At 70.9% G+C, this 12,959-nt stretch carries 17 protein-coding genes; 8 read left to right on the plus strand and 9 right to left on the minus strand.

Going from position 1 to position 12,959, the window contains the following annotated elements:
- Positions 1 to 89: 89 nt before the first annotated feature.
- Positions 90 to 791 carry a hypothetical protein gene (locus tag EXE45_RS05430; RefSeq protein ID WP_092921499.1) on the minus strand — a complete coding sequence of 234 codons (702 nt, stop codon included), beginning with the start codon at positions 789 to 791 and terminating at the stop codon, positions 90 to 92.
- Between the two features lie 128 nt (positions 792 to 919).
- On the opposite strand from EXE45_RS05430, the gene EXE45_RS05435 reads away from it, so the two are divergent.
- The 4 genes from EXE45_RS05435 to EXE45_RS05450 all read left to right on the plus strand — a co-directional run bounded on the left by EXE45_RS05435 (position 920) and on the right by EXE45_RS05450 (position 3,491).
- On the plus strand, positions 920 to 1,579 hold the full coding sequence (locus tag EXE45_RS05435) for an alpha/beta hydrolase (RefSeq protein ID WP_137693749.1): 660 nt from the start codon (positions 920 to 922) through the stop codon (positions 1,577 to 1,579).
- A 69-nt stretch (positions 1,580 to 1,648) separates the two neighbouring features.
- Positions 1,649 to 2,023: a YlbF family regulator gene (locus EXE45_RS05440; protein WP_092921496.1), complete on the plus strand. Its 375-nt coding sequence runs from the start codon at positions 1,649 to 1,651 to the stop codon at positions 2,021 to 2,023.
- A 50-nt stretch (positions 2,024 to 2,073) separates the two neighbouring features.
- Positions 2,074 to 2,766, plus strand: a complete 693-nt coding sequence (locus EXE45_RS05445; protein WP_092921494.1) for a P-loop NTPase — start codon at positions 2,074 to 2,076, stop codon at positions 2,764 to 2,766.
- 104 nt (positions 2,767 to 2,870) lie between these two features.
- Positions 2,871 to 3,491 carry a transcriptional regulator gene (locus EXE45_RS05450; protein WP_137693771.1) on the plus strand — a complete coding sequence of 207 codons (621 nt, stop codon included), beginning with the start codon at positions 2,871 to 2,873 and terminating at the stop codon, positions 3,489 to 3,491.
- A gap of 25 nt (positions 3,492 to 3,516) precedes the next feature.
- On the opposite strand, the gene EXE45_RS05455 is transcribed toward EXE45_RS05450, so the two are convergent.
- Both EXE45_RS05455 and EXE45_RS05460 read right to left on the minus strand, forming a co-directional pair.
- Positions 3,517 to 3,777, minus strand: coding sequence for a hypothetical protein (locus tag EXE45_RS05455; protein ID WP_092921492.1), 261 nt, complete (start codon positions 3,775 to 3,777; stop codon positions 3,517 to 3,519).
- A gap of 108 nt (positions 3,778 to 3,885) precedes the next feature.
- Positions 3,886 to 4,845, minus strand: coding sequence for a peptidylprolyl isomerase (locus tag EXE45_RS05460; protein WP_092921490.1), 960 nt, complete (start codon positions 4,843 to 4,845; stop codon positions 3,886 to 3,888).
- Positions 4,846 to 5,018: 173 nt separating this feature from the next.
- Here EXE45_RS05460 and cyaB point away from each other — a divergent pair, with 173 nt between their 5' ends.
- On the plus strand, positions 5,019 to 5,597 hold the full coding sequence (gene cyaB, locus EXE45_RS05465) for a class IV adenylate cyclase (RefSeq protein ID WP_092921488.1): 579 nt from the start codon (positions 5,019 to 5,021) through the stop codon (positions 5,595 to 5,597).
- A 12-nt stretch (positions 5,598 to 5,609) separates the two neighbouring features.
- Here the strand turns inward: cyaB and EXE45_RS05470 are convergent, their stop codons facing one another.
- Complete coding sequence (locus EXE45_RS05470; protein ID WP_137693750.1) at positions 5,610 to 6,098, minus strand: MaoC family dehydratase; 489 nt, start codon at positions 6,096 to 6,098, stop codon at positions 5,610 to 5,612.
- Between the two features lie 87 nt (positions 6,099 to 6,185).
- Between EXE45_RS05470 and EXE45_RS05475 the strand changes: the two genes are divergently transcribed.
- Positions 6,186 to 7,067: a CoA ester lyase gene (locus tag EXE45_RS05475; protein WP_092921484.1), complete on the plus strand. Its 882-nt coding sequence runs from the start codon at positions 6,186 to 6,188 to the stop codon at positions 7,065 to 7,067.
- A 71-nt stretch (positions 7,068 to 7,138) separates the two neighbouring features.
- On the plus strand, positions 7,139 to 8,392 hold the full coding sequence (locus EXE45_RS05480) for a Glu/Leu/Phe/Val dehydrogenase (protein WP_137693751.1): 1,254 nt from the start codon (positions 7,139 to 7,141) through the stop codon (positions 8,390 to 8,392).
- 32 nt (positions 8,393 to 8,424) lie between these two features.
- On the opposite strand, the gene EXE45_RS05485 is transcribed toward EXE45_RS05480, so the two are convergent.
- The 5 genes from EXE45_RS05485 to EXE45_RS05505 form a co-directional block, all read right to left on the minus strand.
- Positions 8,425 to 9,138, minus strand: coding sequence for a diphthine--ammonia ligase (locus EXE45_RS05485; protein WP_137693752.1), 714 nt, complete (start codon positions 9,136 to 9,138; stop codon positions 8,425 to 8,427).
- Positions 9,139 to 9,223: 85 nt separating this feature from the next.
- On the minus strand, positions 9,224 to 9,793 hold the full coding sequence (locus tag EXE45_RS05490) for a hypothetical protein (RefSeq protein WP_092921478.1): 570 nt from the start codon (positions 9,791 to 9,793) through the stop codon (positions 9,224 to 9,226).
- A 122-nt stretch (positions 9,794 to 9,915) separates the two neighbouring features.
- The gene (locus EXE45_RS05495; protein ID WP_092921476.1) at positions 9,916 to 10,260 is read right to left on the minus strand and encodes a glutaredoxin; all 345 of its coding nucleotides are present in this window, start codon (positions 10,258 to 10,260) and stop codon (positions 9,916 to 9,918) included.
- A 91-nt stretch (positions 10,261 to 10,351) separates the two neighbouring features.
- On the minus strand, positions 10,352 to 10,987 hold the full coding sequence (gfcR, locus tag EXE45_RS05500; RefSeq protein ID WP_137693753.1) for a transcriptional regulator GfcR: 636 nt from the start codon (positions 10,985 to 10,987) through the stop codon (positions 10,352 to 10,354).
- The gene (locus EXE45_RS05505) at positions 10,974 to 12,044 is read right to left on the minus strand and encodes a glucose 1-dehydrogenase (protein ID WP_092921472.1); all 1,071 of its coding nucleotides are present in this window, start codon (positions 12,042 to 12,044) and stop codon (positions 10,974 to 10,976) included. Before EXE45_RS05505 ends, gfcR begins: the two co-directional genes overlap by 14 nt.
- A gap of 105 nt (positions 12,045 to 12,149) precedes the next feature.
- Here EXE45_RS05505 and EXE45_RS05510 point away from each other — a divergent pair, with 105 nt between their 5' ends.
- A complete protein-coding gene (locus EXE45_RS05510) occupies positions 12,150 to 12,929 on the plus strand; it encodes an NRDE family protein (protein ID WP_092921470.1) in 780 nt (259 codons plus the stop codon).
- Positions 12,930 to 12,959: the final 30 nt, after the last annotated feature.

Below are 12,959 nucleotides of genomic sequence, written 5' to 3' on the forward strand. Positions count from 1 at the left end.
AACGAATTGTGCGGCAGGACGGTTAAACGGCGCGTTCGACCCCGAGATCCGTCCCCGACGTTCGTGATCGTCGCCGCTCGGCCGCCGTCTCAGAAGCCGTTTCCGGTGAGCAGTCGGGCGATCCACGCCCGAACGCCGGGCAGCATCGCGCCCGCTTCGACTGCGACGGGATCGCGGTCGACGTCGAGGGGCACCCGCTCCGCGTCGTCGCGCTCGGCGTCCTCGCGGGACCAGACCAACTCGTCTCCGGTTCCGCCGCCGGGCGCGTCGCCCCGGACCTCCCACCCGGGCTCGCCGCGGACGGTGAGTCGATCGGCGCCGAGGTACCGCGACCCCTCGCCGCCGATGACGAACGGAACCCGTGGAGACGCGGGCGTCAGCGGCGTGAACACCACGGCGCCGAGGTGTCGTTCCGTGGCGTTGGGATCGCGGTAATCGACGGCCAGCACGTCGCCGTCAACTCGGGCGTCGACATCCTTCGGGTCCGCGATCCCGTCGCGCACCGCGTCGGTGACGACCGCGCGACGGAGCGATCCGTTCGCCGCGAGCGCGTCGCCGCCGGCCGCGAGATGGACCCGCGCCTCCCACGTCGACGACCCGTTACCGTGGAGTGTGACGGTGAGCGAGCTCTCGCCGGCGACCACGGAGTCGCCGTCCGGCGTCGTCCGATCGAGCTCGCAGACGCCGCAGACGGGCGTCGGCGGCGCGCGCGCGTCGACCGGCGGCGCGGCGGCCAAGACGGTCACGGAGAGGAGCAGTGCGACCAGCAGGGGGAGGGTGCGGGGACGCATACGCGGACCGTTCGTGCGATCGAACTATAAATTCACGGCGTCGACTCGACCGTATCCCCGCCGACCCCCGTGACGACGCGCTGCCGCGGCCGACGGACCTAACCCCCGCCCTCGCCAACCGCGGACCGATGACCGATATTCCGCTCGAACACGTTCACGTCGCGCCCGACGAGGGAGCCGACGACGAGCCCGCGCCCGCCGTCTTCGTCCTCCACGGCCGCGGCGCCGACGAGGAGGACCTGCTCCCGGTCGCCGCCAAACTGCCCGACGACCACCACGTCGTCAGCCTCCGCGCGCCCGACCCCCTCCAGGGCGGGTACACGTGGTACGAGCTCGACCTCTCGGCCGGCGGGCTGGAGTCGAGCCAGCCCGACGCCGAGGACTTTCGCCGGAGCCTCGACCTGATCGCCGAGAGCGTCGAGGCCGCGGTCGACGCCTACGGGCTCGACGCCGACCGGATCGGCCTCCTCGGGTTCAGCCAGGGCGCGATCACGAGCCTCTCGCTCCTCCTCGAAGACCCCGACCGCTACGCGTGGGTCGTCGCGCTCCACGGCTACCTCGCCGAGTCGCACGCGGACCTCGACCCGGACGGGATCGAGGGCAAACCGGTCTTCGTCGGCGCCGGCGCCGGCGACCGCGTGATCCCCGAGTCGCGGACGAGCGCGGCCGTCGACCGGCTCGAAGCCGTCGACGCCGCCGTCACCGACGGGAGCTTCCCGGGCGGCCACGGTATCGGTCCGCAGGAGCTCGACGCGGTCGTCGAGTTCGTCGAGTCCCGAGTGGCGTAACGGGAGTCGGAAGGCGACCCCGAACCCCGGCTCCGGCAGGTTCAAACCGCTCGGCGACGATGTGCGAACATGAGCGTCGAACAGGTCTCCATCGAGGACCTCGGCCGAGAGCTCGGCGAACGGATCGCCGAAACCCCGGAGTACGAGCGCTTCGAGGAGGCGAGAGCCGCCGTCCAGCGCGACGAGGAAGTCCAGAGCCGGATCGACGAGTTCGAGCAGCTGCGCGCGGAGTTCATGCAGGCCCGACAGACCGGGCAGGCGACGAACGACGGACTTCAGCGCGTCCAGGAGGCGCAAGACGAGCTCCACGCGATGCCGGTGATGAGCGAGTACCTCGACGCGCAAGACGAGCTCGAGGACACGCTCGAGGCCGTCAACGAGGCCATCTCCGAGCCGCTCGCCGTCGACTTCGGCGGTGAGGCCGGCGGCTGCTGTCAGGACTAACCGTCCGTTCACGGCCGACTTTTTATATCGGATACCGACTCACGCCCGCCGTGATGGCCGTCGCCGGCGGCAAGGGCGGGAGCGGAAAGACCACGACCACCCTCGGGCTCGCCCGCGCGCTCTCGCGGCGCGGCGCGTCGGTCGTCGCGGCCGACGCCGACTGGGATCTACCGAACCTCGCGCGGCTAGCCGTGGAGACCGACTCCGATCCGGTCGAATCCGGATCCCCGGCCGACGTGCGGGGCGCGCGGAGCGTCGCCGACGCGGTACGAGAGGCGGAGCCGATCCGCCCCGACCGCTCCGAACCGACGGTCCTCGCGGCTCCCGACTCCGCGCGCTCCGTCGACGCGCGCGCGACGTTCGACGCGCTCGACGGCGTGACACCCGAGGGCGCGCCGGTGTTGCTCGACTGTCCGGCGGGCGCGTCGCCGGACGTGGCCGCCCCCCTGCGAGCCGCGGACCGCGCGCTGATCGCGACGCCCCTCAGGCGCGCCGCGCTCCGCGACGCCGCGAAGACGGCGGCGATCGCGAGACGCCTCGACTGCCCGCCGGTCGGGGCGGTCGTGATCGGCGAGACGAGCGTGCCGGATCGGGTGGCGGCGCTGCTTGACTGCCCCGTCCTCGGGCGGATCCCGGACGGCGGGGGCGCTCCGCTGTCCGAGAGGGAAGTGCGGGACGCCTACGACGGCCTCGCCCGACGGCTCACCGAGACCGCGGCGGCGACGGGGTGGCAGATCGCGTGAGGATCGCGGACGCGGGCGACTCCGGAACGACGGACCGCGGGGCCGCGAGCGGCCGGCGGGTCGACCACCGACAGACCCAAGCCTCCACGGCCGGCAGCGATCGTATGGGGACGCTTCCGACCGGAATCTCGGTACTGGACCGACAGTTCGGCGGCGGACTCCCGAGCGGTAGTGTCGTCGTGCTGAAAGCGGACCCCGACAGCCAGTCCGAACTCATCTTGAACCGGTTCGCTCAAGCCCGCCGGTGCCGCTACCTGACGACCGTCCGGTCACCCGGTGCGGTGGAGGCGGCGCTCAGCTTCGACGGAGACGAGGAGACGACCGTCGAGGCCGCGGACGACGGCGGCGACCTCGACGAGACGCTGTCGTTGACCGGCGATCTCCCCGAGAGCGGGACGCTGATCGTCGACTCCGTGGAGCCGTTAGAGGGGCGCGCGTCCCCGTCGTCGTACGCCGAGTTCCTCGACGGGATACGAGACCGCGTCGACGACGCCGGCGGCCTCGCGCTGCTCCACGCGCTCCGCGGCGGCGAGGACCCGCGAACGAGGCGGGTGACGGAGCAGGTCGCGGACGTCGTGTTCGACCTCCGGACCACCGTCACCGGTACCGAGATCGCGAACCGGCTCATCGTCCCCAAGTTCCGGGGGGGCGCCGCCCTCGAAGAGCCCCTGAAGCTGAAGCTCACGGACGAGGTCGCCGTCGACACGAGCCGCGATATCGCCTGACTCGGCCGTCCTTCGGTCCCGTGCCTCACAGCGCGGCCGACGCGAGCAGGACGAGCGCGCCGACGCCGGCCGCCGCGACCGCCCAGTTCCGCGCGGTGTCGACGGTCCCGTACGGCCCGCCTTTCCGCGAGAAGAGGTACACCGCGTACACGGCGAGCGGCGCCAGCGTCGGGAGCGTCGCGACCGAGACGACGCCGGTGAAACTCGACAGCAGCGCGATCGCAATCGTCGTCACGCCGGCGACTCCGGCGACGAGCGCGTCCTCGCGTGCCCGTTCGATCTCCATACTCGGTGTGGACGCGCCGGCGGGCAAAAGCGATTCGTTCGGCGGCCGGAGCGGTCGCTCGGCGGAGCGAAAAACGGTCGAACCGCGGGCCGGTAAAAGCGGCGTCGGCTACTCTTCGTCGATCTCGTCGACGATCTCGTCGGCGTCGACGTCGACGTCTTCGAGGGCCTCCTCGATGTCGACGTCGCCGGCGCCGCCGCCCATGCCGCCCATCATACCGCCGAGACCGCCCATACCGCCGCCCTCGATGACCTCCTCGATGACCACGCGGTCGAGGTCGAGGCGGTCCATGAGGTCCTGTGCGATCTGCTGTTTCTGGAACATCCACTGCTGGTTCATCTGCATCGCCTGGGTCGCGGTGACGTAGAGGACGTCCTTCTCGACCGCCTCGGTCTCGACGGTCTCTTCGCCGTCGTCGTCCTCGGTGACGGTCTCCTCCTCTTCGGTGACCGTCTCGATGCGGACCTCGGGCGCCTCCTGAAGGTACATCCCGAGCATACCGGCGGCCTGCTCCTCGCGGTCGTCGATCCGGGCCAAGATCTCGTACTCGTACTCGAGGTCCTCGCCGGCCAGCGGGTGGTTGAAGTCGACCCGGGCGCGGCCGCCGATGATCGTCTCGAGGTGGCCCTGGCGGTTGTCGATCTGGATCTGCGCGCCGGGGTAGCGGTCCTCTTCGGGGATCTTGTCGGCCTTGACCGTTTCGACCTCGTCGGGGTCGTACGCGCCGAAGGCGTCCTCGGCGGGCACGTCGACCGTTCCCTCATCGCCGACGGACGCGCCGAGGAACGCCTCCTCGACGGAGGAGAACACGTGGCCGGCGCCGAGCGCGATGATCCGCGGCTCGAAGTCGTACTCGTCGACGTCGATTTCGGCGTCTTCGGCCGTCTCCTCGTCGGTCGTGTCGATGACGCGGCCGTCGTCGGCCGTCCGGATCGTGTACGCGACGCGGACGAAGTCGCCGTCCTCGAGTCCGTCGGCGTCGGTGTCCGCTCGGCTCTCGAGGCCCTCGGCGTCGGTCTCGGTCCCTTCGGCCTCGTCGGCCGCGTCCGCTTGCTCCTGATCGCTCATACCTGAAGGTCTCCTGTTACACCCTTAAGAAGCACGGTTCGGCCCGATGCCACCCGACGAGCGGGGGACGGCGGCAGTTCGGCCGCTGACGCGTCGGCGCGCTGTCCGCCGGTTCGTCACCCGGGGCGCGCCCTCCCGCGTTCCTTATGAACGCCCCGTCCGCATCTCCGGGCATGTACGAGGTCGAGATCAAAGTTCCGGCCGGCCTGGACGCGACGCGGGAGCGGCTCCGCGAGGTCGGCGCCGAGCGCGTCGACGCCCGGCGACAGCGAGACACCTACTACGACGCCCCTCACCGTGAGTTCGCTGCGACCGACGAGGCGCTCCGGATCCGGCGCGAGACGCCGTTGGCGGACGGCGAGAGGTCGTCGGAGGGCGAGCCCGACGCGGCGGCGACGGTCACCTACAAGGGACCGCTCCTCGAGGAGGCCTCGAAGACGCGCGCCGAACACGAGACGGGCGTCGACGACGGCGAGGCGCTCGCGGCGGTCCTCTCCGGGCTCGGCTTCGAACCGGCCGCGACCGTCGAGAAGCGCCGCGAGCTCTGGTCGTACGACGGCTTCACGGTGACGCTCGACGCGGTCGCCGGGCTCGACGAGTACGTCGAGATCGAGCGGGAAGTCGAGGCGGAAGGCGAGGTCGACGCGACGCGCGAGGCGGCGGTCGAGGCGCTCGACCGGCTCGGCCTCGACGCCGCCGACCAGGTCCGAACCTCCTACCTCGGGCTGCTGTTGGCCGAGGAGGACGACTGACGGAAGCGGTAGCTACGATGTCGCGTCGGCGTTCCCGTCACCGTCCGGCCGCTTCTCGGAGAGCACCGTTCGCTCGAACTCGCAGACGAGGACGTCGTCGTCGCCGTCGACGAGCCTGAACGCCTCCACGCGCATGGTGACGACGCCGCGTTCGCCGTCGCTCGTCTCCCGCTTGTCGGTGACGGTCGAGCGCGCTCGGATCGTGTCCCCGTGGAACACCGGGTTCGGGTGTTCGACGTCGTCGTACGAGAGGTTCGCGACGATGGTGCCGTCGGTCGTCTCCGGGATCGAGATCCCGACCGCGAGCGACATCGTGTACAGCCCGTTCACCAGTCGCTCGCCGAACCCCGTCCCGCCGGCGAAGTCGGCGTCGAGGTGGAGCGGCTGCTGGTTCATCGTCATGTCGCAGAAGCGCTGGTTGTCCGCTTCGCTTATCGTTCGTCGCTTCGCGTGGTCGATCCTCTCGCCGACTTCGAACTCCTCGTAGTACAGTCCGGGCATGCCGCCTCGCTCGGCCGGCGGCGTGAAATCGGTACCGCTCTCGGCGCGGCCGGCGGACTTTAGCCGCCCGCCCGCGCATCCCCGCACATGCCACGCCGAAGCCTGCTGTTCTCGCCCGGCGACAGCCCCGGGCTCATGCGGAAGGCACCCGGAGCCGGCGCCGACGTGATCTGTTTCGACCTCGAGGACGCCGTCGCGCCCGGCCGGAAGGACGAGGCGAGGGCGGCGGTCGGCGAGGTCCTCGCGGACCCCGATTTCGACCCGGACGCGGAGGTGTGCGTCCGGCTGACCGCCGAGTCGCCGGCGGCCGACCTCGACGGCGTGTTGGGGGGAGGCGGCGAGGACGGGGACCGGCCGAAGGAGGGAACCGACGAGGTCCGCCTCGACGCCGTGATGCTCCCGAAGGTCGAGACCGCCGACCGCGTCGAAAGCGTCGCCGCGCTGTGTGCCGAACGCGGGCGCGACCCGGCCGTGTTCGCGCTCGTCGAGACCGCTGCGGGCGTCCTCTCGGCGCAGTCGATCGCGGCCGCGGACGCGACCGACGCGCTCGTCTTCGGCGCCGAGGACCTCGCGGCCGACGTGGGCGCGACCCGGACCGACGAGGGGACCGAGGTGCTGTACGCCCGAGAGCACGTCGTCGTCGCCGCGAGCGCGGCCGGGATCGACGCCATCGACACGGTGTACACCGACTTCTCGGACGATTCGGGGCTTCGCGAGGACGCGGCGTTCGCGCGGCGGCTCGGCTACGACGGCAAGCTCGCGATCCACCCGGCGCAGGTGGAGCCGATCACCGAGGCGTTCACGCCGGATCCGGCGGACGTCGAGTGGGCCGAAGCCGTCCTCGACGCGCGCGACGAGGCGGAGCGGGAGGGCCGGGCCGTCTTCCAAGTCGACGGCGAGATGATCGACGCGCCGCTGATCGCGCAGGCGGAGCGGATCCTCGACCGGGCGCCCGACGCCGACCGATAGCGTCGGCGCCCGACGCGGAACTCTCCGGGTCGTCCGTCACAATTAACCTCCGGCCCCCAGCACGTGAGAGTATGTCTTCGGAGGCGAACCCGTTCGAGAGTCTGCGGGAACAGGTCGACGACGCCGCGGCGGTCGTCGACGCCGACCCGGGCGTCATCGAGCGGCTGAAGAACCCGGAACGAGTGCTTGAGACGAACCTGACCTTCGAGCGCGACGACGGCTCGCTGGAGACCGTGCGCGCGTATCGGTCGCAGTTCAACGGCGACCGCGGCCCGTACAAGGGCGGGATCCGCTATCACCCGGGCGTGACCCGCGACGAGGTGAAGGCGCTGTCCGGGTGGATGGCGTACAAGTGCGCCGTCGTCGACGTCCCGTACGGGGGCGGCAAGGGCGGCATCGCGATCGACCCGGCCGACTACTCCGAGCGCGAACTGGAGCGGCTCACGCGCGCGTTCGCGACCGAACTGCGCCCGCTGATCGGCGAGGACCGCGACATCCCCGCGCCGGACGTCAACACCGGCCAGCGGGAGATGAACTGGATCAAAGACACCTACGAGACCTTAGAGAACACCACGGCGCCCGGCGTCATCACGGGGAAGGCGCTCGACTCCGGCGGCAGCGAGGGCCGGGTCGAGGCGACCGGGCGCTCGGTCGCGCTGTCGGCCCGCGAGGCGTTCGACTGGCTCGACCGCGACCTCGCGGGCGCGACGGTCGCCGTTCAGGGATACGGCAACGCCGGGTCGATCGCCGCCGCGCTGCTCGACGACCTCGGCGCCGACGTGGTCGCGGTCTCCGACTCCTCCGGCGGAATCCACGACCCCGACGGGTTCGACCCCCGAGAGGTGAAGGCGCACAAGGCCGAGACCGGCTCGGTGGTCGAGTACCCCGGAACGGAGCGGATCACCAACGACGAGCTGCTCACGCTCGACGTCGACTGCCTCGTTCCGGCGGCGCTGGAGAACGCGGTCGACGGCGACCTCGCGAGGGACGTGCGCGCCGACCTGATCGTCGAGGCGGCAAACGGGCCGCTCACCCCCGACGCCGACGACGTACTGGCCGACCGCGACGCGTACGTCGTCCCCGACATCCTCGCGAACGCCGGCGGCGTCACCGTCTCCTACTTCGAGTGGGTTCAGAACCGACAGCGGTTCAGTTGGACCGAGGAGCGCGTCAACGAGGAGCTCGAACGCGTGATCACGGACGCGTTCGACACGCTCGTCGACACCTACGAGTCGAACGGGGTCCACACCCTCCGCACCGCGGCGTACGTCGTCGGTATCGGTCGGATCGTGGACGCCTACGACCAGGCCGGGAGCTGGCCGTAGCGAGCGGAGTCGGCCCCGAGAAACGACCCCACCTACTCCAGCCGCGCGTCCCGGATCTCGACGTGCCCGCGGTCCCCCTCCCACACCGCGTCGTACGTCAGGTCGATGCGGCGGTCCATGTGCGGGCCGTCCACGACGTACGTCTCGAACTCGCCGCCCTCGCCCAGCGGGTGGACCCCGTACTCCTCGCGGAGCGCGAGCAGGTCGTCGAGCGCGGCCGCGTCGAAGCGCCGCCCGAGCCAGGACTCGTCGAGCCCGTAGGCCGCCACCTGAACGATTCGGATCTCGAAGCCGGCGTCGAACATCGCTTCCGCCAGTTCGACCGGGTCCCGCTGCCAGAGCGGCGCGAACAGGTCGATCCCGAGGCGGTCGCACATCGCCCGGATCCGGTTCGTCTGGAACTCGCTCTCGACCGCCCCCGCGGTGACGCCCGCGAGGTCGACGTCGTCCGCGGCGGCGATATCGCGGAGCGCCGCCTCCATCGGCTCCAACTCGGCGTCCCCCTGTGCGCCCGCGTCGTCGACGTCGTCCGCGCCGAAGTCGTCGGGCGACACCTCCACGAGGTCGATCCCGACGCTTTCGGCCGCGAGCGAGGCGAGTTCCGTCGCCGGCGTGTGGTACATGTACGAGTCGCCGGCGGGGTGGACGGTCAACAGCCGCGAGACGTCGAGGCCCTCCTCCAACGCGCGGTACAGCGCCCACGAGGAGTCCTTGCCGCCGGAGAAGAGGCTCACCCAGTTGCTCATGACAGGGGGAGAGGGTCGCGCGGATAAAGCGTCGGCGGTCGGGCGGTCGAGGCGCCCACCGCGGTGCTGGGGGAGTCCCGCCGTCTCAGTCCGAGATGAACTCGTTGTCGCGCCAGTTGACGCCGCCGCCGCCCTCGCCGGCGCCCTGCGGGCTCTCGACGACCTCGATGCTGGCGGGGCGGGGCTCGCCCTCGACGATCCGCGTCGCCTCGAGCTCGCCGTCCTCCTCGGTGATCGCGGTCAGCGTCCCCTTCTCGGAGAGCGTCGCGATCTTCCGAAGCACCCGGAACATCGGGTACTGGAGCGCGGAGTTCTGGAGGACGGTCTCGCGGTCGCCCTTGAAGCAGGCGAACTCGACGAGCTCGGACGGGATCTCCTCCTCCTCGTCGTCCATCCACTGGGGGCCGCCGGCGCGGGGCGGTTCCTCCTCCCAGACGCGGGTCTCGGTGACCGACGCCTTCAGCTGGGCGGTGGGGGTGTACTTGCTGATCGACTCGTCGTCGGACAGGGCCTTGATGATGAGTGTGTTGTTTCGACGCGTGATGTCGATGTCGTCGATCTCCGGCGGCAGATCGGGATCTTCGTCGAAGTACGTCTCTACGTCTTCGAGTGGCAGTTCGAGCGTCGAATGAAGTCGGAACACGCGGCCTGTCATTGTTTGTGGAATGCGGTGGGGTCGAACCGGTGGTCGCGGCGGCAGCGGCGGCCGCTGCGTCTACCCGTTCTACGCACCGTGGGTTTATATGGACTGCCCTTCGAAGTGTCTAGATCGACGCCTCACTCGGCGCCGAGCTCGGCCGCGAGCTCGCCGCGCTCTTCGAGTTCGGTGAGCACGTCGCTACCGCCGACGAACTCGCCGTCGACGAACGTCTGCGGGATCGTCTCCCAACCGCTGCGCGATTCGAGCGCCTCGCGGTACTGCGGCAACGCAGGCAGCACGTCGACCGTCTCGAACTCCTCGACGTGCTGGGAGATCAGTTCGACCGCGCGCTTCGAGTAGCCGCACTGCGGCATCAGGCGGTTGCCCTTCATGAACAGCACCACGTCGTTGTCGGCGATCGTCGTCTCGACGCGCTCGTCGATCTCCTCGGAGTCGGCGTCGGTCTCGGGACTGAACGTCATGGCGTCGGGTACGCGGCGGCGAGGCAAATGGGTTCCGCACGCCGACGGGCGGCGAGACGACCGACCGTCGGGCGCGCGGGCGGCGCGCCGCCTACTCCTCGCGGTCGACGCGGACGACGTCGACGAGCGAGTACACCGGCACGCCGTCGATCTCGTCGTATCCCCGCTTGTCGACCAACACCACGCACGCGGCCGGCTCGCCGCCCTGTTCGCGGATCGCGTCGATCGACTCCCGCATCGTCGTCCCCGACGTGATGATGTCGTCGACGACGTAGCAGTCGCGGTTCCGGATGGCGGCGAAGTTCCGCGAGAAGCCGCCGCCCTGTTCGTCGATATCCCCCTCGTCCCACTGGTGTTTCGCGGGCGCGTACGTGCCGAGATCGGTGTCGAGCCGGTCCGCGACCGCGGTCGCGAGCGGCGCGCCCGCCTTCTCGATACCGACGGTGAGATCGACCTCCTCGCCCTGCTTGGCCAAGAGGTCCGCCATCGCGCTCGCCGCGTAGCCGAGACGGGTCGAGTCGCGGCCGAGCGCCGACCAGTCGACGTGGATGTCGGCGGACGCGGTCGCCCCGTCGCCCGCCTCGACGGCGTCCGAGCCGCCGCCGCGCTCGACCAGCCAGCTCGCCGTCTCGCGGGAGACGTTCAGTTCGTCGGCGATTTCGCCCTTCGAGAGGCCGTGTTCCGCGAGCTCGGCCGCGCTGTCGATGAGGTCGTCAACGTTCTTCATACGCGGCAAATTCGACCGCCGTTTTAATAGTCGTGTCGTCATCCGCGAACGCGGCCTCGAACTCGTCGAGGCCGTGGACGCCGGTCACGAGATCGCCCAAGAACGCCTCTGAGAGCCCCGCAAGCGACTCGACCGCCGACTCGAAGTGGCCGTAGCCGGAGTTGACGCTGCCGACGAGCGCCTTGTTGTGGAGGACGAACTCGCGGTGGAGCCGGCCGCCGTCGATCTCGAACTCCCAGTCGCCGGGGACGCCGAGGAGCGCGCCGACGCCGTTTGGCGCGAGCGCCTCGATCGTCTCGAAGGCGTGGGGCGCGTAGCCGGTCGCCTCGAAGACGAAGTCCATCGGCTCGTACGCCTCGGGGACCTCGGGGACCGAGGTCCTGTTCGAGTTCACGTACGTCGCCCCCAGCGACTCGATGATGTCGATCGTCGGGTCGGGGCGGTCGCGCCGTCCGAGACAGTAGATCCGGTCGAACTCCTCGTCGAGGGTCGCGACCGTCAGGAGGCCGAGCGACCCGTTCCCCAACACGAGCGCCGACTCGGGCTCCCAGCTGAACGCCGACCGGCTGGCGTACGCGTGCTCGATCGCCTTCTCCGCGATCGAGATCGGCTCGACGAGGAACCCCCACTCCGCGAGCGCCGGCGGGATCTCGACGAGGAACTCCGCCGGGCTGGTGAAGTACTCCGCCATGAACCCGTGCGCGCCGACGATGCCGCGCTCGTGGTACTCGCCGTCCGGCGCCATGTCCGGCTCGCCGCGCGCGAAGTACTCGTTGGCGCCGTTCGGCGGCCGTCGAACCGTCGGGACGACGACGTCGCCGGCCTCGAACGGCGTGTCGTTCGGGTCCTCGACCACGCCGACGGCCTCGTGGCCGAGCACGAGGTGGTCCTCGCCCGCGGGCGCGCCGCCGTGGCCGCCGGCGATGACCTCGTGGTCGGTCCCGTCCACGCCGACCCGCAGGGTCCGAACCAGCGCCTCGCCGGGCGCGGGCTCCGGTCGCGGCTTCGCTGTCACGACCGGTTCGTCGGCTCCCTCGTAGACGGCAATCGCGTTCATGTCTGGACCAAAGCGGCCAGTCACCAAAAGATTTCTTTTATTACGAGTAAACACGTGCGGCGGATTCCCCGTGGAGTTTTCAGTCGCTCGGGCGTGTCTTCGGGCGTGTGTACCCTGACCCTCGCGTGGCGGGCGTTCGGCGACGCCCCCGTCGCGCTCGCGGCCACCCGCGACGAGGCGCTCGACCGCCCGAGCGAACCGCCGGCGCTCCGAACGGCCGACGGCGACGGAGTCCGATACGTCGCTCCGCGCGACGCGGAGGCCGGCGGCACGTGGATCGGCGTCTCCGAGAGCGGACTCGTCGTCGCCGTCACGAACCGGTGGCTCGACGCCGACGGCGAGGGCGAGCGCTCGCGGGGGCTGCTCGTCCGCGACTGCCTGACGGCCGCCGACGCGGAGGACGCGGTCCGAACGGTCGAGAACGAGCTCGACGAGCGCGCGTACGACGGCTTCAACCTCGTGCTGGCCGACGGTCGAGCGGCGTTCCTCCTGACGTACGACGGCGGCCTCGCCGTGACCCGACTCGACCCGGGCGTCCACGTCGTCGGCAACGTCGGCGGCGTGGTCAACGGGGCGGAGCGGTTCGCGGTCCCCCGGCGGCGACGGGAGTTCGGCGAGGAGCGCGCCGACAGCGCCAGACGGATCGCGGCCGCGCTCGTCCCGGAACCGGGCGAGTCGGGGTCGTCGTGGCTCGACCGCGCGAGCGGCGTCCTCGCGGACCACGAGTACGGCGCCTGCCTCCACGGCGACGCCTTCGGAACCCGGTCGTTCACCCGGATCCGGACCGGCTCGGGCCCCGAGATGGCGTACGCCGACGGCCCCCCCTGCGAGACGCCCGCGGAACCGGTGCGGCTCCCCGCCGACTTCGCGGACGGCGGGACCTAACGGGTCGGACGCGGTCGCGTCCCGGTCGGT

Origin of the sequence: Halorubrum sp. SP9, from assembly GCF_005435015.1 — an archaeon.
Lineage (GTDB): Archaea > Halobacteriota > Halobacteria > Halobacteriales > Haloferacaceae > Halorubrum > Halorubrum sodomense.

What these genes read in the sequence shown, in the direction of transcription:
- EXE45_RS05485 (WP_137693752.1), bottom strand. Translation starts at nt 9,138, where the DNA reads ATGAGCAACTGGGTGAGCCTCTTCTCCGGCGGCAAGGACTCCTCGTGG.
- EXE45_RS05470 (WP_137693750.1), bottom strand. Translation starts at nt 6,098, where the DNA reads ATGCCCGGACTGTACTACGAGGAGTTCGAAGTCGGCGAGAGGATCGAC.
- gfcR (WP_137693753.1), bottom strand. Translation starts at nt 10,987, where the DNA reads ATGAAGAACGTTGACGACCTCATCGACAGCGCGGCCGAGCTCGCGGAA.
- EXE45_RS05455 (WP_092921492.1), bottom strand. Translation starts at nt 3,777, where the DNA reads ATGGAGATCGAACGGGCACGCGAGGACGCGCTCGTCGCCGGAGTCGCC.
- EXE45_RS05440 (WP_092921496.1), top strand. Translation starts at nt 1,649, where the DNA reads ATGAGCGTCGAACAGGTCTCCATCGAGGACCTCGGCCGAGAGCTCGGC.
- EXE45_RS05435 (WP_137693749.1), top strand. Translation starts at nt 920, where the DNA reads ATGACCGATATTCCGCTCGAACACGTTCACGTCGCGCCCGACGAGGGA.
- EXE45_RS05495 (WP_092921476.1), bottom strand. Translation starts at nt 10,260, where the DNA reads ATGACGTTCAGTCCCGAGACCGACGCCGACTCCGAGGAGATCGACGAG.
- cyaB (WP_092921488.1), top strand. Translation starts at nt 5,019, where the DNA reads ATGTACGAGGTCGAGATCAAAGTTCCGGCCGGCCTGGACGCGACGCGG.
- EXE45_RS05505 (WP_092921472.1), bottom strand. Translation starts at nt 12,044, where the DNA reads ATGAACGCGATTGCCGTCTACGAGGGAGCCGACGAACCGGTCGTGACA.
- EXE45_RS05480 (WP_137693751.1), top strand. Translation starts at nt 7,139, where the DNA reads ATGTCTTCGGAGGCGAACCCGTTCGAGAGTCTGCGGGAACAGGTCGAC.
- EXE45_RS05475 (WP_092921484.1), top strand. Translation starts at nt 6,186, where the DNA reads ATGCCACGCCGAAGCCTGCTGTTCTCGCCCGGCGACAGCCCCGGGCTC.
- EXE45_RS05450 (WP_137693771.1), top strand. Translation starts at nt 2,871, where the DNA reads ATGGGGACGCTTCCGACCGGAATCTCGGTACTGGACCGACAGTTCGGC.
- EXE45_RS05490 (WP_092921478.1), bottom strand. Translation starts at nt 9,793, where the DNA reads ATGACAGGCCGCGTGTTCCGACTTCATTCGACGCTCGAACTGCCACTC.
- EXE45_RS05460 (WP_092921490.1), bottom strand. Translation starts at nt 4,845, where the DNA reads ATGAGCGATCAGGAGCAAGCGGACGCGGCCGACGAGGCCGAAGGGACC.
- EXE45_RS05430 (WP_092921499.1), bottom strand. Translation starts at nt 791, where the DNA reads ATGCGTCCCCGCACCCTCCCCCTGCTGGTCGCACTGCTCCTCTCCGTG.